Genomic DNA, 16,783 nt, shown 5'->3' on the forward strand with positions numbered 1-16,783 from the left:
ACACCCCGGCTTCCCCTTAGAACCGGATCACAAGGTGCTGGCTGATGCCGAAGCCTTTGAATACCAGTTCTACGGAACGGGGTTGCTTAGGTTCAGTAAGCATCCTTCTCGCTCCTGCTGTGGCGGGGGGTGGCCAATCCGCCCCCTGTTACACCACGCGGAATAGAATAGGCGAACGCTGATTCCTCTTGAAGGAACCGATCGGCGTCTCGCCTATTTTTTTGCCTTCAGATCATCTTGCACACGCGGACATCATCCCCTTGAAGAATCCCAAAAAAGAAGCACCCTTCCCCACTAAGGAACAGGTCCTGGAATTCATCCGGGAAAGCCCGTACCCGGTAGGCAAGCGGGAGATTGCGCGGGCTTTCCATATCAGTGGCGATGACCGCATCGCGTTGAAGGAACTGCTGCGCGACCTGGAGGATGACGGGAACATCGAGAAGGGGGGCCGCCGCCGTCTGGCCCCGCCGGCCAGCCTGCCGCCCGTGGCCGTGGTGATTGTCACCGGCGTGGATACGGACGGGGAGGTGATCGCAAGGCCGCTGAACTGGTCCGATCCGGACCGGGAGCCGCCGCGTATCCTGATGAAGCCGGAACGCCGGGGCCAGCCGACCCTGGCCGCGGGTGACCGCGCGCTGGCCCGCCTGGCCCGCATCCGCGACGATTTCTATGAAGGCCGCACCATCAAAAAGCTGGGCGGCGACCAGAGCGCGCAGCTGGTGGGCGTCTATGAACTGGGTCCCGATGGCGGCCGCCTGCGCCCCGCTGACCGGCGGGCCAAGGCGGATTTCGTCATCCTGCCCCAGAACGCCATGGATGCGGCCTCCGGCGATCTGGTGGTGGCGGAGGTGCTGCCCTCCTCCCGCCACGGCCTGAAACAGGCCCGCGTGGTGGAGGTGCTGGGCGGCATCGATCAGCCCAGGGCTATCAGCCTGATCGCCATCCACCAGCATGGCATCCCCGTGCATTTCCCACCCGCCGCCATTGAGCAGGCTGAAGCGGCGCAGGAGCCGACGCTGGCCGGCCGTACCGACCTGCGCGATATCCCGCTGGTCACCATCGACGGGGCCGATGCCCGCGATTTCGACGATGCCGTCTTTGCCGAGCCCGACACGAACCCCGACAATGCGGGCGGTTGGCACCTGATCGTCGCCATCGCCGATGTGTCGGCCTATGTCACGCCGGGCAGTCCGTTGGACAAGGCGGCCCTGGACCGGGGCAATAGCTGCTATTTCCCTGACCGCGTCGTGCCCATGCTGCCCGAAGCGCTGTCGAACGAGCTGTGCAGCCTGAAGCCCGGCGTCAACCGCGCCTGTCTGGCCGTGCATATGTGGATCGATGCGACGGGCCGCCTGAAGCGCCACCGGTTCGTGCGGGGCCTGATGCGGTCGGCGGCCCGGCTGACCTATGAACAGGTGCAGGAGGCGTTCGACGGCGCGCCCGACGATCTGACCGGCCCGCTGCTGGACCCGGTGATCCGCCCGCTCTATGGTGCCTATGCGGTGCTGGCCCATGCCCGTTCCCGGCGCGGCACGCTGGAACTGGACCTGCCCGAACGCAAGGTGCGGATCGGGGAGGATGGCAAGGTGGCGGAGATCGGGGTGCGCGCCCGGCTGGACAGCCATCGCCTGATCGAGGAATTCATGATCGCCGCCAATGTCGCGGCGGCCGAGGCGCTGGAGGCGCGCGACACGCCCCTGCTCTATCGCGTGCATGCGGAGCCGGCGCTGGACAAGCTGGAACCGCTGCGCGAGTTCCTGAAGACCATGGGCTACAATCTGGCCAAGGGCAGCGTCCCGCGCCCCGCCGCCTTCACCAACATCCTGGACAAGGCCAAGGATACGCCGGAGTCGGAGTTGATCAGCACCGTCATCCTGCGCTCCCAGGCCCAGGCCGTGTACCAGCCCGACAATCTTGGCCATTTCGGTCTGGCGCTGGAACGCTATGCCCATTTCACCAGCCCCATCCGCCGCTATGCCGACCTGATCGTCCATCGCGCCTTGGTTCGCGCCTATCATCTGGGTGATGGTGGGCTGAGCGATGAGGAGATGGGCAGGCTGGATAGTATCGGCGAACAGATCTCCGGCACCGAACGCCGGGCGGCCGATGCGGAGCGCGATGCGCTCGACCGTTATGTCGCCTCATACCTGTCCGACCGGGTGGGGGCCACCTTCAGCGGCAAGATCAGCGGCGTGTCGAATTTCGGCCTGTTCGTGACCCTGGATGAGACGGGGGCGGATGGGATCGTGCCCGTGTCCACCCTGCCCGACGATTTCTATGATCATGACCAGATCCATCATTGCCTGCTGGGTCGCCGTCACCGGCGGGTGTTCAGGCTGGGCGAGCGGGTGAAGATCAGGCTGATCGAGGCCGATGCCATCACCGGCTCCATGGTCTTCCGCCTGCTGCATCAGGATGGATCGGAGATGCCGGGCGGGCGGGGATCGGGGGCAGGGGCCAGCCGCCGCGGCCGGCCGGAACGCCGGCGGGAGCGGGAAGAGGCAGCACCTTCGGGCATCGATACGCCCAAGCCGCCGCGCCGGCGGCGATGAGGGTTACAACCCCATCCGTGCCAGAATTGGCGGACCCCAGTAGAATTTGGTGAAATAGAAGGTGCCCAGCGCCACGAAGCCCGTGGCACCGCTGGCGGCGTGATCAGGCGGTAGCGGTCGCCACCCAGCGCGTGACCAGATCGCCCAGCCCGGCGGATATCACGGTCAGGGCAGCAGTATCCTTCACCATCACCACGCCACGGTCGGGTGCGGGCCAGCGCGCCAGCCTTGAAGGGTCGTCGAAGCGGAAGCCGGCATTGTCCTTCACCTTGGCTCCGTGATGCAGGACCAGGCGGATGGACCCGTCACGCTCCAGGCCCAGGGTGATCAGGTCGGTGCCATCCAGGGAGAAGCTGGGCGCGTTCCATTTCACCTGTTCCACCAGTCCCGGATGGACGGCCTTGATCAGGGCGCGTAGCCCTTCGGCCACGGCCAGCGCGTCCGCCGGCAGGTCGGCCAGGAATGCCTCCACGCTTTTATAGGCTTTGGGTGGCATCAGGCTTCCTCTGCATCCTCCGCATCGTCCGCCCCGCGCGGGCCATGGCGGCGTTCCAGCAGCTCATATTTGCGCAGATATCCGCGGAACTGGTGATAGTTCAGGCCCAGTTCCGACGCGGCCCGCTTCTGGTGGAACTGGTTGCGCTCCAGGGCGGCGCGTAGCAGCGCCTTCTCGAAATCCGACACCAGCCCCAGGAAGTCGCAGGGTCCCTCGGGCAGGGTGGGGCCGGATGGCTCGGCCGCTGGCGCCGAGGCGGTGGCCGCGGCAGGTGGCGGCACCGTCACCACGATGGGGGCCGGCGAGGCCTCGTCATAGATCGCCATCTGCTTGGGCCGCCAGGGTGACTGGAATGGGTCGAAATGAATGTCGGTGATGGGGCTTTCCGGGTCGGCGGTGCGATAGACGGCGCGTTCCACGACATTCTTCAGCTCGCGCACATTGCCGGGCCAGTCATAGGCCAGCATCTGCTGCATCGCGTCGCTGGAAAAGCCGCCAAAGAACGGCCGTCCCAGCTCACGCGCCATGGCCACGCCGAAATGCTCGGCCAGGATCGGGATATCCTCCGGCCGGGCGCGCATCGGCGGAATGGTGACCACATCAAAGGACAACCGGTCCAGAAGGTCGGCGCGGAACTTGCCCTGGTCGGCCAGGCGTGGCAGGTCGGCATTGGTGGCGCCCACCACGCGCACATCGATCTGGATGGTGGTGTTGCCGCCCACCCGCTCGAACTCCCCATATTCGATGACGCGCAGGATCTTCTCCTGCACACGCTGGGTGGCTGTCGCGATCTCATCCAGGAACAGGGTGCCGCCATCGGCCAGTTCGAATCGGCCGACATGGCGCTTGGCCGCCCCGGTGAAAGACCCGGCCTCATGTCCGAACAGCTCGGTCTCCAGCAGCGTGTCGGACAGGGCTGCGCAGTTCAGCTTCACGAAGGGCTTGTCCCAGCGCGGCGACAGATAATGCAGGCGGGCGGCTACCAGTTCCTTGCCCGTGCCACGCTCCCCGATCACCAGAGTGGGGCGGTTCAGCGGGGCGGCTTGTGACACATGCTCCATCAGCCCCAGGAAGGAAGGGGCCTGACCGATCAGCGATGGGGGTGAGGCGGGCGACATGGGCCGGTACGCGTCCTTCTTTGCGATATCCGGCGGGATGATAGCGAAAAGTGGGTGGATTGGCGAGGGAGTGGTGAAAATCGCCAACGAGTGGTCGGCGGTCAGAAGGTGCCGATCCGGGTCTGAAACGACGATTTAAGCCAAGTCATTGATATTCAATGAAACATGGGTCGCTACCACCACTTGGCACACCCTTTGCTGTTACTGTTTTCAGACACCGGGGAAACAACGAGATCGCAAGGAAGCCAGCCATGACCGACTTCACCTTTGACAATGGGATGTCCGATCAGCCGGCGACCGGCTATACCAAGCCTGCCGACGGGTTCTTCGCCCGGCCCGCGGGCGGCATGTTCCGGGACCTCTATGAGGATTTCCGGGCCGTGCCGGTGGAAGCCTGGATCATCCTTGCGGTGGCCACCGGTTTGAGCAACCTTTTCATTGCCCTTGCCTGAAGGAGACCCCGACATGGGCATTTTTTCCCGCCTCGGCGACATCGTCAATTCGAACATCAACGCCATCCTGGATCGCGCTGAGGACCCTGAGAAGCTGGTCCGCCTGATCATCCAGGAGATGGAAGACACGCTGGTCGAGGTCCGCTCCTCCGCCGTCAAGACCGTTGCGGAGAAGAAGGAGATCGAGCGTCGCCTCGCCGAAATCCGCCGCGAGTCGGAGGATTGGCAGCGCAAGGCCGAGTTCGCCCTGTCCAAGGATCGCGAGGACCTGGCCAAGGGTGCGCTGGTCGCCAAGGCCAAGCTGGCCGAGGCTGCCGAACAGATGGCGACCGAACTGGGTCGTCTGGACAGCGCGCTGGCCAAGACCAACGAGGATATCGGCGCGCTCCAGCTGAAGCTGGCCGATGCCAAGACCCGCGAAAAGACCTTGATTGCGCGGCATAAAACCGCCACCAACCGGTTGAAGGTCCGCACGCAGCTTTACGACGAACGCATCACCGATGCCTTCTCCCGTTTCGAGCAGGTTGAGCGTAATCTCGACGTGCTGGAGGGGAAGTCGGAAGTGCTGGGTATGGGCCGCGCCAAAAGCCTGGAGGACGAGATCGCTGAACTGGAAGCCGAATCCAAGGTGGAGACGGAACTGGCAGCGCTCAAGGCCAGGCTGGCGGGCAAGGATCAGCAGCAGGGTTAACCCCCGACCGGGGGCCCCTCAGCTGTAGGGATGCAGGGGGGGCCGCCATGGGCTGGGCCTTGGGAAAAGGGGGCAACAATGCCTGAAGGAGTATTCGTCGTCGCCGTCATCTTCATGGTGATCGTGGCGCCCGTCTGGATCATCTTCCACTATGTCACCCGCTGGCGCATCGCCAAGACGCTGTCTTCGGATGACGAGCAGATGCTGTCCGACCTGTGGCACTCTGCCAACAAGATGGAAGACCGCATCCGCCAGCTGGAGAAGATCCTGGACGCGGAGGCCCCCGGTTGGAGGGCGAAAGCATGAAGGACCGTAATGGACCCGGCACGCCGCCGCCCTTCCCCGGTCGCGACCATTACCGGTCGCGGTCGGGCCGGGGGCCCGGTCCCGGCCGCAACTGGGAACAGGAATATTTCGGCAAGCGCCCGGACCAGAGCTGGGCTGACTATTTCGGGCTGGGGTCGGAGACCTTCTGTGGCAAGGGCCGCAGCCGCCGCCGGCAGCGGGCCGACTGGGGCCCTGTCCATCAGGACGGGCCCGGCACCCACCGGAGCCACGCGGAGGATGAGGCCATGGCCGATCACCACGCTTCCACGCCCTACCGGCTGTGGCGCAGCCGTACGGATAGCAAGATTGCCGGTGTGTGCGGCGGCATCGCCGAATATGCCAATATCGACACCTGGATCGTGCGTGTCGGCTTCATCATCGGCTTCTTCTTCTTTCCGCCGGTCGCCTTTTTCGGCTACCTGATCCTGTGGTGGCTACTGAAGGAACGGCCCGCCGGTCTCTATCAGACAAGGGAGGAGGAGGTGTTCTGGCAGTCTGTCGCCACGAAGCCCGATCAGACCCTGTCCGGCCTGCGCGGCAAGTTCCGCGACCTGGACCGCGACATCGCCAAGCTGGAGGGGTTCGTCGCATCCCGCGAGTACGACCTGCACCGGCAGTTCCGTGACCTGGAGAAGAAGTAAGGCGGTTCCGCCCCTTCTTCTCCCTCGACAGGTGACGACATGAGCCCTTTCATGATCCCCGTCCTGGCCTTGTGCATCCCCATCGTGGCGATCATCGCCAAGAATGTGCGGCGCTGGCATGAGATCGACATCCAGGTGGCGGAAAGCGACGTTGATTTGCGCCGGCGGTTCCGGGCGTTGGACGATATCGACCGGCGGGTGGCCAGCATCGAACGCTATGTCACCAGCCCCGAATTCGGTCTGAACCGGCAGTTCCGTGACCTGGAACGCCCTTCCTTCTGAACCATCGGCCCCCCTTTGAGGCGCAGAAGATGTTCAACAGCCCCTTCCTCATCCCCGTCGTCGCCCTGATGATCCCCATCGTGCACATCGTCATGAAGAACCTGACCCACATGCGGGCCATGCGCGTGGGCGGCTTGTCCGACGGGGCCGCGGCCGAACTGTCCGGCCGTGCGGCAAAGCTGGAGGACCGGGTCCTGCAGCTTGAAAAGATCCTGGACGCGGAAGCGCCTGGCTGGCGCAGCCGTGCCTGACGAGAGAACCCGCCGCGCCCTCTCCCGGGATCGGCGGTTCCAGGTGGTCTTCGTTCGGCCACCTTACTGCCGGGCGGGCAAGTCCGACCCCCGCCCGATCATCTCACACCCAAACCTACCCACTGGACGCGTCATCCCGCCCGGCAGCGATGTCGGCAACGGGCTGGCGCGTCTTTTTTTATGCCCAGGGTCGGGCAGGTGGTGGCCGTCTGGTTCAGGTGAGAGAAGCGGCTCAGATTGAACCTGACGGAACTCCGGAAAGCCGCTTTTCAGCGATTGTGCCCAGATTTCTTGTCACAGTCGCAATTTTCAGGTGGCGAATAATTCCATCTCACATAAGTTAGTATGTTAGAGGAAACGCCAATAAGCGATCAATCATGGCTGCATGTCTTTTGTATAGGTCACCGCAATTCCTATATTGCGGTGCAGATAAGGGCATTTTGCGCTGCAACAATGTCCATAACTACCTGCTGATCCAGCGTTTCGCAGCCTGGATATTGGTTATCAATATCTTAATTTCTGTTTATTGCCAATATATTCTCTCTGCCTTTCAGTCTATTACCTTGGGCAGATTGCGGCGTCTGTCCCCCTTCCTGGCTTTGCTGATGCTGTTGTCCGCCGTGCTGACCGCCAATGCGCCTGCCCTCGCCCTGGCCTGGGATGGGGATATGGAGCCGCTGTCGCAGTACCGCACCTATTGCCAAACCTATGGCAACCGCGATCCCGGTTGTGCCGTCAGCCTGGGCGGCAAGGTGGGCACGCCGGTGGGTATGGATCGGGTGGATGCCGGCCGCTCCACACTGGGCATGGCCATTATGGTCCACCGGCAGGTGGTTTCCGACCTGGTCTTTCGCGAGGACCTCGAGGACAAGTGGGAGGTGCTGGGCACACCCGGCCGCGGTTGGTCGGGCGATTGCGACGATGTGGTGATGACCACGATCTCCCGCCTGCTGCGCCGCGGCTATCCACGGGCAGCCCTGCGCGCCACCATCGTGCGCCTGCCCGGCAATGGTGGTCACCATCTGATCCTGTCCGTGCGCCGCCAGGCGGCACAGGGCGTGGAGGAGATTTTCCTGGATGATCGTCACCACCATCCCATGCGCCCGGAACAACTGGCCGCCGAAGGCTATGTCTTCGTGGCGCAGGAAGTGCCGGGCCGCCGGCATTGGCGCCGGGCCGAAAGCCAGCCGGGCCTGCTGGTGGCCGAACGGGAGGGTTGACATCGAGCGGCGGGAGATTATTAAGCACCCGCGACGAAAGTCGGTATTGCGACACGCTTTGCCGTGAAAAACGGCACTATTCTTGCGTTGCTTAATAAAGAATTAACCAAACTGACCTTTTCAAAGGCATCTTTGCCTTAAAATACGTCACATATTCTTCTTAGATAGCAGGATGCATATTTGTTGGGCAGTCATCGCGGCTGTTTCCCATACGGTACCCTTGGTTTCGCACACGCCCGGCCGTGGCACGGTTGTTGCTGAAACCCTGTTTCGTATCAGGGGGATGGGCGGCGGCGCGATGGCCATGGGAGGCCTTTGCGTGTCACCGTCCGGTACAGGCGCAGGGTGGACATGGCCAAAAATGCCGTAAGGGTCGCCGTCAGGAACGTCGTCAGGGTGGTGAAGGCATCGCCCGCCCTTGCCGCGAAGGCACGGATGGCGGATCGTCAGGTCCGGCAGCCGGACCGCCCCGCCTGCGTCAACGCGCCGGAGCTTCTGTCCGGCGTCTCCTGGGATGAAGGCCGCAAGGTCTGGCTGGTTCATCCCGCTGCCCTGCCGGTTCGTGGATGACGGGCCCGCGCAGGGATTCACCAAATAACGGAGGAAGAATGTTGAAGCGGTTGGGTGGTCTCCTGGTCCTCGCGGCGGCGCTGACGGCCTGCGGCAAGGAAGAGGCGCGGGAGATCAAGCGCACGGACGTGCCAAACTTCCCCATCTCCGCCGCGGTGCAGGTGCCCGCCGGATCGGACCTGTTCTTCCTTTCGGGCAGCACGCCGCCGGCCGTCAACAAGGACGCGCCCGCCGGCAGCACCGAGGTGTTCGGTGATACCGAAACCCAGACAGTCAACGTCCTGACCCGCATCCAGGAGACGCTGAAGGCCCAGGGCCTGACCATGGGCGATGTCGTCCTCATGCATGTCTATCTGGTCGGCGATCCGGCCAAGGAAGGCAAGATGGACTTTGCCGGCATGATGGCCGGCTATACCAAGTTCTTCGGCACCCCGGAGCAGCCGAACAAACCGGCCCGCTCCACGGTGCAGATCTCCAGTCTGGTTGTGCCCGGCATGCTGGTGGAGATCGAAGTGGTGGCCGCCAAGGCCAAGAAATGACCGGCAGGGCCGGCCGATGGCACGGGAAAGCCAGCGGCCGGCCCTTTCGGTTTTGAACGAACCCCCGATGGTCCACGGGTAGGGCCGGATGGGGGAACAGGGGCCGGAGGGCCGCGACCGGAAAATCGGCGCGGGACCGGACCTCGATGAAGCGCCCCGGCAAACGGGGCCGTCACATGGGAAGAAACGCAACCGAGGAGGAAGGAACCAACAACCGAGTTGAACAGGGGACTTCTCATGAAGGTAAATAACAGCAAGCCGGCCGCCCGCGCCATCGCGCGCAAGGCCGCCTTCGGCATCCTGTGCACGACCAGCCTTATCCCGCTTGGCTTCGCCGCCCCCGCTGCGGCGCAGGGACTTGAGATCGAGGAGATCATTGTTACCGGTACGCGCGTCGCCAACCGTACCGCGACCGAAAGCTTGGCGCCCATCGACGTTCTGGGTGCGGGCGACCTGGAAAAGCAGGCCTTCACCGACACCAACGACATCCTGCGGACCCTGGTGCCGTCCTTCAATGTCAGCCGCAATGGCATTTCCGACGGTTCGACCTTCGTGCGTCCGCCCACGCTGCGCGGCCTGCCGCCTGATCAGACCCTGATCCTGGTCAATGGCAAGCGCCGCCATCGCTCGGCCCTGGTGCAGCTGTCGGGCGGTGCGCTGGCCGCCGGCGCCCAGGCGCCCGACCTGTCGCAGATCCCCACCATCGCCATCAAGCAGGTGGAAGTGCTGCGCGACGGTGCGGCCGCCCAGTACGGTTCCGACGCCATCGCCGGCGTGATGAATTTTCAGCTGAAGGATGCGTCCGAAGGCGGCTCCGCCACCATCCAGTATGGCTCCACCTATGAGGGCGACGGCGACAATGCCAAGTTCGCCGCCAATGTCGGTCTGCCGCTGGGTCCCAACGGCTTCTTCAACCTGTCGGCCGAATATGGCCAGGGCGACCCGACCAACCGCGGTGTCCAGGACCCGCGCGCGCCGGCCGCCAAGACCGATCTGGCCATGAACTGGGGCGACCCGGACAGCGAATCCACGCGCGTCTTCGTCAATTCCGGCATCGACCTGACCGACACCGCCTCGATCTATCTGTTTGGTAACTACGGCGCCAGCAAGGCCAACGGTTCCTTCTATTATCGTCCGCCGACGCTGGATCATGCCGTGAACGGCCCGACCCTGCCGGTTCCGGGCGATCCGAACGGCTTCCGTTTCGCCGAATGGTTCCCCACCGGCTTCACCCCGCGCTTCTATGGCGATGTGAAGGACGCCTCCATCGTCGGTGGCTTCAAGCATGAGCTGGAAAGCGGCCTGATCTACAGCATCGGCGGCTCCTTCGGCCGCAGCCAGATTGATTACGAGCTGAAGAATACCGTCAACCCCTCGCTGGGTCCGGCGAGCCCGACCGAGTTCTATGTCGGTCGTCTGGTGCAGGAGGAAGAGAATCTCAACGTCGATCTCTCCTATCCGGTCGAACTGGGCTGGGCCACGCCGCTGAACGTCGCCGTGGGTACCGAGTTCCGTCGCGAGCTGTATGAGATCGGCCCCGGCGACACCGCGTCCTACACGGTTGGCCCCTACGCCTCCTTCATCGACTTCCGCACCGGCCTGCCGGCGGCCCTGCCGATCGGCTCCAACGGCTATCCGGGCTTCCGTCCGGAGGATTCGGGCGAGTTCAAGCGCGACAACATCGCCTTCTATCTCGACACCGAAGGTTCCATCACCGAGCAGTTCACGGTGGGTGTGGCCGCCCGGTACGAGGATTTCGACTATTTCGGGTCGACCTTCAACTGGAAGGTCAGCGGCCGGTATGACTTCACCGATGCCTTCGCCGTCCGCGGTTCGGTCAATACCGGCTTCCGTGCGCCGACGCCGGGCCAGTCGCAGACCTCGTCCGTGCAGACATTCTTCCCGGCCGGCAGCTCCAGCCCGGTCGCTCGCGGCACCTATCCGGCCTCCAGCGTCGTGGCCCAGTATTTCGGGGCCCAGCCGCTGTCGGAAGAAAAGAGCACGAACTTCGCCGGCGGTATCGTCGCCGATCTGGCCGATATCAATGTCACCATCGATTACTACAACATCAAGGTGAAGGATCGCATCGCCTTGTCGGGTGACTTCAACCCGACAGCGGCTGACAGGCTGGCTCTCGCGGCCCTGGGCGTTCCGGGCGCCAATACGCTGGGTGCTGTCAACTACTTCACCAACGCCTTCGACACCCGTACCCAGGGTGTTGACTTCGTGGCCAACACCACCGTCCCGGTGGGCGAGGGCAAGGTCGATCTGACCGCCGCCGTCAATTACAACAAGACGAAGGTGATCAGCCGCAACGCCGCCGTCATCGACGACACCCGGGTGGCCGACCTGGAGAAGCAGTTGCCGGAAATCCGCGGCAACTTCACTGTCGTGTATTCCCTGGATGCCTTCTCGATCATGGGTCGCGCCAGCTACTATGACAAGTTCACCGACACGGCCAATTACGCCAAGACCTTCGGGTCGGAATGGCTATTCGACGCCGAAGTCTCGTACGACTTCTACGAGAATATCGGGCTGGCCGTCGGTGTGCAGAACATGTTCGACAATTACCCCGACAAGGTGGATGCCTTGGCGGGCGGTGGGTACGCCGTGGGTCAGGTTTATCCCGACACTTCGCCCATGGGGTACAATGGCGGCACCTATTATGTCCGCCTGAGCGTGAAGTTCTAAGCGTTCAAAGCGTGCGCCGGGGGCGGCGGGCCCATCCTCCCGCTCCCGGCCTTGCAGATATCCCTGTCATCTCGACTCACACCGCCCCCGGCCGCACCGGGGGCGGTGCTTGCGAGAGCCTGTTCTAGCTTTCAGTTCCTCAGGCGCCGGCGCCGCATCCGCGGCTTGACTTCACGCCGCACGCGCGGCGCGGCGGCAATCGCCGCCGGAGCAGTGTCCGGAAACCCGGATACCGCTGTACTGCTACCCCTTTCGAGGCGATGATGGTTTCAACGAATACCATGCCCCCCAGAGGCCGCATGACGCGGCGTGAATTGCTGGCCATGATCGGTACGGCCGCCGGCAGTTCCGTCATGTATCAGGCGGCGACCTCGCTGGGTTACGCGGCCGAAAGCGAGTTCAAGGGCCCCCCCGCCTTGTCCGGTGCGCCCAAGGGTACCTCGGTACTGATCCTGGGTGCCGGCTGGGCCGGCCTGGTGGCGGCCTATGAACTGGGCAAGGCCGGTTACAAGGTGCAGGTGCTGGAATATCGGGAAAAGGCCGGCGGGCGCGCCTGGACGCTGCGCGGCGGCGACACCTATACCGAACTGGGCGGTTTCACCCAGAAGGTGGGGTTCGACAAGGGTCATTACCTGAATCCTGGTCCCTGGCGCGTTCCCTATCATCATCGCGGCGTGATGCATTACTATCACGAGCTGGGCGTGAAGCTGGAGCCGTTCTTCCAGATCAATTACAATGCTTATGTCCATTCCAAAGACGCTTTCGGCGGCGAGCCGCAGCGCTATCGGCACGTCCTGGCCGATTTCAATGGGCATGTCGCCGAATTGCTGGCCAAGCTGGGGCACAAGGGTGGCCTTGACGCCTATGTCAGCAAGGAAGACCAGGAAAAGCTGCTGGCGGCGATGCAGGACTGGGGTGCCCTGGACGAGAATTACGCCTACAAGGCCAATGCCGACACGTCCAACCGGCGCGGGTTCGAGAAAGACCCCGGCGGCGGCCTGTCTGGCGAGCCGGTCTTCTCCAAGCCCATTGAGTTCTCCCAGCTTTTGCAGTCGGGCCTGTGGCGGGCCATCGGCACCGGGTCCGGCTATGAATTCCAGACGGCTCTGTTCCAGCCGGAAGGCGGCATGGATGCCGGCCCCATGGCGCTGGCGGCCAAGGTGAAGGACAAGATCACCTACAACGCCAAGGTCACGGAGATTGCCCAGGATACGGGCGGCGTCACCGTCACCTATGTCGATGCAAAGTCCGGCGGCACGCCGAAGACGGCCAGGGCCGACTGGTGCCTGTGCACCATCCCCGCCTCCATCCTGTCGCAGATCAAGAAGAACGTGTCGGCCGACATGGATGCCGCCATCAACGCCCTACCCTATGAGGCGGCGTTCAAGGTGGGGCTGCAGTTCAAGCGCCGCTTCTGGGAACAGGACGAGGAGATCTATGGCGGCATCACCTATACCGACCTGCCCATCTCCGTGATCTCCTATCCCAGCACCCAATATGGGTCCAAGGGCAAGGGCGTGCTGCTGGGCGCCTATCCCTGGGGTCCCTTCGCCTATGAATTCGCCTCCATGGCGCCGGAGGAGCGGGTCAGGAAATGCGTGGAGTTCGGCGCGCAGATCCATCCTCAATATCTGAAGGAGTTCGACAACGGCGTGGCCGTGGCCTGGCACCGCGTGCCCTGGACGCTGGGCTGTTTCGGCGCCTGGACGGAGGCCAAGCGGGCCGAGCATTACAAGAACATGTGCCAGATCGACGGGCGCATCCTGCTGGCGGGCGAGCATGTCTCCTACCTGCCTGCCTGGCAGGAAGGGGCGGTGCAATCCTCGCTGGATGCCATCACCCGCCTGCATGCGCGCATCACCGCGAAATAGTTTGTTCCCTCAGTCGCCGGGCGCCGCCATCCGGCGGCTTGGCTCACGGCGCACGAGCGCCGGGCCGGCGGTCGCCGGCCATTCTTCGGGAGAGACCTGATGCACAACCGCATCCTTGCCGCTGCCCTGTCGCTGACCCTGCTGGCGCCCGCCCTTCCCGCCGCCGCCCAGCGGACGGACGCCCAGACCAGCGATTTCGCCGATGCCCGTTCCTTCCCGTACAAGAATGGGGAGCAGCTGTACCACGCCATCTGCCAGGGCTGTCACATGCCCGACGGCAAGGGAGCGACGGGGGCCGGTTCCTATCCGGCCCTGGCCGCCAATCCCAACCTGGAGGCCGGGACCTATCCGATCCACATGGTGGTCAATGGCCAGAAGGCCATGCCGTCCTTCCATTACCTGTCCGATGAACAGGTGGCCGCGGTGGTGAATTATGTGCGCAGCCATTTCGGCAACGATTATAAGGACGCGGTCACCGTCGAGGATGTGAAGGGGATGCGGCAGTAGCATGTCGGACGAACCGATCCTGCGCCTGGCCATCGCGGCCGACCGGCCGGCGCTGGAGGCGCTGCTGGAACGGTCGGTGCGTGATCTCAGCCGGGACTATTACAGCCAAGGCCAGATCGACGCCGCGCTGAAGGCCATTTTCGGCATCGACGGCACACTGATCGCCGACGGCACCTATTTCGCGGTGCTGGTGGGCGACCAATATGCCGCCTGCGGCGGCTGGAGCCGGCGTCGCACCCTGTTCGGTGGTGACCAGGCGGCGGGCCGCTCGGCCGACCTGCTGGACCCCGCCACCGACGCCGCCAAGATCCGCGCCTTCTTCGTCGATCCGGCCTTCGCCCGGCGCGGCATTGCCAGCCTGATGATGCGCGCGGCCGAGCGGGCCGCGCTTGCCGAAGGATTCACCAGCCTGGAGCTGATGGCCACCCTGCCCGGTGTGCCGCTCTACAAGGCCATGGGTTTCGTTGCCACCGGCACCCATGACGAACATCTGGCCGATGGCAGCGTCATCCCTTTTGTGCCCATGCGCAAACAGATCGGTTGATACAGCGCCTTTCCAATCCAGCCGGAATCGCTCACCCTCGCCAGGACCAGGGCGGAGGGGGTGTTCCATGACGGATGATATCGGGGTGGAGGCACGCCGGCTGATGCGGGCTTGTGCGCAGGCCACATTGGCCACCTTGGCGCGACCGGGCAGCGAGGGCGAAGGCTGGCCTTCCCCGTCCCTGGTCCTGACCGCCTTTGCCCCGGACAGCAGCCCGCTGCTGCTGATCTCCGCCCTGGCCGAACATACCAAGAATCTGGAGGCCGATCCGCGCTGCGGCCTGCTGTTCGACAGCACGGGCGGCCATGCTGACCGGCTGACCGGGCCGCGCCTGTCGGTGCAGGGGCGGGCGGTGCGCGACGATGATCCCGGCCTGCGCCACCGTTTCATCGCCCGCCATCCGTCGGCCGCCACCTATGCCGGCTTCCGTGACTTCGCACTGTGGCGGGTGGAGTTGCTGCGCGGGCATCTGGTTGCGGGATTCGGGCGCATCCACGGGCTGGCAGCGGATGCGTTGCGCCTGGATGGCGCCGACTGGACGGAACTGGCCGCCCGGCAGGGTGACATCATTGACCACATGAACCAGGATCATGCCGATGCCGTCTCGCTCTATGCCACCAGACTGCTGGGGCAGCCGGCGGGGGAGTGGCGCCTGACCGGCATCGATCCCGACGGTTGCGACCTGCTGGCGGGCGAGAAGATGTCGGCTCGGCTGGATTTCGGCCGCTGCGTGCGCGATGCGGACATGGCGCGGGCGGAACTGGTGCGGCTGGTAGGGGCGGCGCGGCGGACATGAACTGTCCGTTTCCGGACGGCACTGTCCACCACCGGACAGCCAAACAGCTTCCACAGGAAATCCAGTGCGTTGAAATCACTGAATTCTCTGGCTGGCACGATGGGTGCTTTGGCATCGCCATCTAATCGGATGCGGAGAGAGACGCTATGCACCGCCGCCATTTCATCGCCGTTGCCCTGGCCAGTCTGGCCGTTCCCGCCCTGGCCCAACTGCCGGCGGAGGCCCTGCTGGAGGCAACGGAACGGCGGACAGTGCTGCGTGCCCTGGCCGACAGCCTGGAACAGAACTTCGTCTTCCCCGATGTCGGTGCCCGGTATGCCGCGATGCTGCGCGCGAAGGCTGAAGCCGACGCCTATGCGACCCTCACTGATCCTACCGCGTTCGGGGAAAAGGTGACGGCCGACCTGCAGGCGGTCAGCGCCGATGGGCATCTGCGTCTGGCACCGGAGGCGGCGTTCCGTACCCGCACCCCCCGGCCACAGCCCGCCGACATGCCGGCCAGCACCAAAGCCAGTGGCCCGCCGGGGCTGGAAGAAACCAGAATGATCGGCGATGTCGCCTATCTGCGCTTCAACGGCTTTTTCGGGGAGGCCAAGATGGTGGAACAGGCCCGCCGCTTCCTCTTGGACAATGCCGACACGGCCAAGGCAGTGATCATCGATGCCCGTCCCCATCGCGGGGGAGGGCTGGCGGAGATGGATGCCATCCTGCCTTTGCTCTATGCCCAACCCACGGTGCTGGTGCGGATGGATACTCGTGCCTCGGCCTTCGCCAATGGCGCCCCCGATGCGCCGTCGCTGCTGGCGCGCGAGGCGCCGGCCACCATCATCCGTCGCGACCATACCGTGACGCCCGACAAGGGGGAGACGCGGCTGCAATCGGTGCCGGTCTATTACCTGACCTCGCGGCGCAGCGCGTCGGCTGCCGAACATCTGGCCCTGTCCTTCAAGCGTACCCGGCGCGCCACCCTGGTGGGCGAGAAGACCTATGGCGCCGGTCATTTCGGCGGGGTGGAGGCGATCGGCAGCCGTTTTGCCGCGTTCATCCCCGTGGGCCGCACGTATGATCCGGAGACGGATTGGGGATGGGAAGGCCAGGGCGTGACGCCCGATATCGCGACCGGGGCCGACGAGGCGCTGGCCAAGGCGCTGGAACTGGCAACAGCGGCGGGGGCGCATCCGGTCTGACAATTCAGTGACAGGCCCCTTCCCGTTTGTCCCGGCCGGCCCCGTAGG

18 protein-coding genes are annotated in these 16,783 nt (G+C 64.4%); 16 read left to right on the forward strand and 2 right to left on the reverse strand.

Annotated elements, in window-relative coordinates; translation table 11 throughout:
- Positions 1 to 260 precede the first annotated feature (260 nt).
- A complete protein-coding gene (gene rnr / locus AC1Q7F_RS17925) occupies positions 261 to 2,552 on the forward strand; it encodes a ribonuclease R (RefSeq protein WP_492509304.1) in 2,292 nt (763 codons plus the stop codon).
- Positions 2,553 to 2,655: 103 nt separating this feature from the next.
- On the opposite strand, the gene AC1Q7F_RS17930 is transcribed toward rnr, so the two are convergent.
- Together AC1Q7F_RS17930 and pspF are read right to left on the reverse strand one after the other, a co-directional pair.
- Complete coding sequence (locus tag AC1Q7F_RS17930) at positions 2,656 to 3,048, reverse strand: DUF1801 domain-containing protein (protein WP_492509306.1); 393 nt, start codon at positions 3,046 to 3,048, stop codon at positions 2,656 to 2,658.
- Positions 3,048 to 4,166 (reverse strand): phage shock protein operon transcriptional activator, encoded by a 1,119-nt coding sequence (gene pspF, locus AC1Q7F_RS17935; protein ID WP_492509308.1) that lies wholly within the window; start codon positions 4,164 to 4,166, stop codon positions 3,048 to 3,050. The genes AC1Q7F_RS17930 and pspF overlap by 1 nt, the downstream gene beginning before the upstream one ends.
- A gap of 251 nt (positions 4,167 to 4,417) precedes the next feature.
- Here pspF and AC1Q7F_RS17940 point away from each other — a divergent pair, with 251 nt between their 5' ends.
- The 15 genes from AC1Q7F_RS17940 to AC1Q7F_RS18010 all read left to right on the forward strand — a co-directional run bounded on the left by AC1Q7F_RS17940 (position 4,418) and on the right by AC1Q7F_RS18010 (position 16,735).
- On the forward strand, positions 4,418 to 4,618 hold the full coding sequence (locus AC1Q7F_RS17940; RefSeq protein WP_492509310.1) for a hypothetical protein: 201 nt from the start codon (positions 4,418 to 4,420) through the stop codon (positions 4,616 to 4,618).
- Between the two features lie 13 nt (positions 4,619 to 4,631).
- Positions 4,632 to 5,309, forward strand: a complete 678-nt coding sequence (gene pspA, locus AC1Q7F_RS17945) for a phage shock protein PspA (RefSeq protein ID WP_492509312.1) — start codon at positions 4,632 to 4,634, stop codon at positions 5,307 to 5,309.
- Positions 5,310 to 5,387: 78 nt separating this feature from the next.
- Positions 5,388 to 5,615, forward strand: a complete 228-nt coding sequence (gene pspB / locus AC1Q7F_RS17950) for an envelope stress response membrane protein PspB (protein WP_416571060.1) — start codon at positions 5,388 to 5,390, stop codon at positions 5,613 to 5,615.
- The gene (pspC, locus tag AC1Q7F_RS17955; protein WP_492509314.1) at positions 5,612 to 6,277 is read left to right on the forward strand and encodes an envelope stress response membrane protein PspC; all 666 of its coding nucleotides are present in this window, start codon (positions 5,612 to 5,614) and stop codon (positions 6,275 to 6,277) included. Before pspB ends, pspC begins: the two co-directional genes overlap by 4 nt.
- A 39-nt stretch (positions 6,278 to 6,316) precedes the next feature.
- The gene (locus tag AC1Q7F_RS17960) at positions 6,317 to 6,559 is read left to right on the forward strand and encodes a hypothetical protein (protein WP_492509316.1); all 243 of its coding nucleotides are present in this window, start codon (positions 6,317 to 6,319) and stop codon (positions 6,557 to 6,559) included.
- Between the two features lie 29 nt (positions 6,560 to 6,588).
- Positions 6,589 to 6,810, forward strand: coding sequence for an envelope stress response membrane protein PspB (locus AC1Q7F_RS17965; RefSeq protein ID WP_492509318.1), 222 nt, complete (start codon positions 6,589 to 6,591; stop codon positions 6,808 to 6,810).
- A 605-nt stretch (positions 6,811 to 7,415) separates the two neighbouring features.
- Positions 7,416 to 8,030: a transglutaminase-like cysteine peptidase gene (locus AC1Q7F_RS17970; protein WP_492509320.1), complete on the forward strand. Its 615-nt coding sequence runs from the start codon at positions 7,416 to 7,418 to the stop codon at positions 8,028 to 8,030.
- Between the two features lie 351 nt (positions 8,031 to 8,381).
- On the forward strand, positions 8,382 to 8,600 hold the full coding sequence (locus AC1Q7F_RS17975) for a hypothetical protein (RefSeq protein ID WP_492509322.1): 219 nt from the start codon (positions 8,382 to 8,384) through the stop codon (positions 8,598 to 8,600).
- Between the two features lie 38 nt (positions 8,601 to 8,638).
- Positions 8,639 to 9,139, forward strand: a complete 501-nt coding sequence (locus AC1Q7F_RS17980) for a RidA family protein (RefSeq protein WP_492509324.1) — start codon at positions 8,639 to 8,641, stop codon at positions 9,137 to 9,139.
- Between the two features lie 237 nt (positions 9,140 to 9,376).
- Positions 9,377 to 11,830 (forward strand): TonB-dependent receptor plug domain-containing protein, encoded by a 2,454-nt coding sequence (locus AC1Q7F_RS17985; RefSeq protein WP_492509326.1) that lies wholly within the window; start codon positions 9,377 to 9,379, stop codon positions 11,828 to 11,830.
- 299 nt (positions 11,831 to 12,129) lie between these two features.
- On the forward strand, positions 12,130 to 13,701 hold the full coding sequence (locus AC1Q7F_RS17990; RefSeq protein WP_492509327.1) for a flavin monoamine oxidase family protein: 1,572 nt from the start codon (positions 12,130 to 12,132) through the stop codon (positions 13,699 to 13,701).
- A 99-nt stretch (positions 13,702 to 13,800) separates the two neighbouring features.
- Positions 13,801 to 14,208, forward strand: a complete 408-nt coding sequence (locus tag AC1Q7F_RS17995) for a c-type cytochrome (RefSeq protein ID WP_492509328.1) — start codon at positions 13,801 to 13,803, stop codon at positions 14,206 to 14,208.
- A 1-nt stretch (position 14,209) separates the two neighbouring features.
- Complete coding sequence (locus tag AC1Q7F_RS18000) at positions 14,210 to 14,752, forward strand: GNAT family N-acetyltransferase (protein WP_492509330.1); 543 nt, start codon at positions 14,210 to 14,212, stop codon at positions 14,750 to 14,752.
- A gap of 67 nt (positions 14,753 to 14,819) precedes the next feature.
- Positions 14,820 to 15,548: a HugZ family pyridoxamine 5'-phosphate oxidase gene (locus AC1Q7F_RS18005; protein WP_492509332.1), complete on the forward strand. Its 729-nt coding sequence runs from the start codon at positions 14,820 to 14,822 to the stop codon at positions 15,546 to 15,548.
- Positions 15,549 to 15,694: 146 nt separating this feature from the next.
- Positions 15,695 to 16,735, forward strand: coding sequence for a S41 family peptidase (locus tag AC1Q7F_RS18010; protein WP_492509334.1), 1,041 nt, complete (start codon positions 15,695 to 15,697; stop codon positions 16,733 to 16,735).
- Positions 16,736 to 16,783: the final 48 nt, after the last annotated feature.

The organism is Niveispirillum sp. GW835-FHT14G11, from assembly GCF_058793615.1.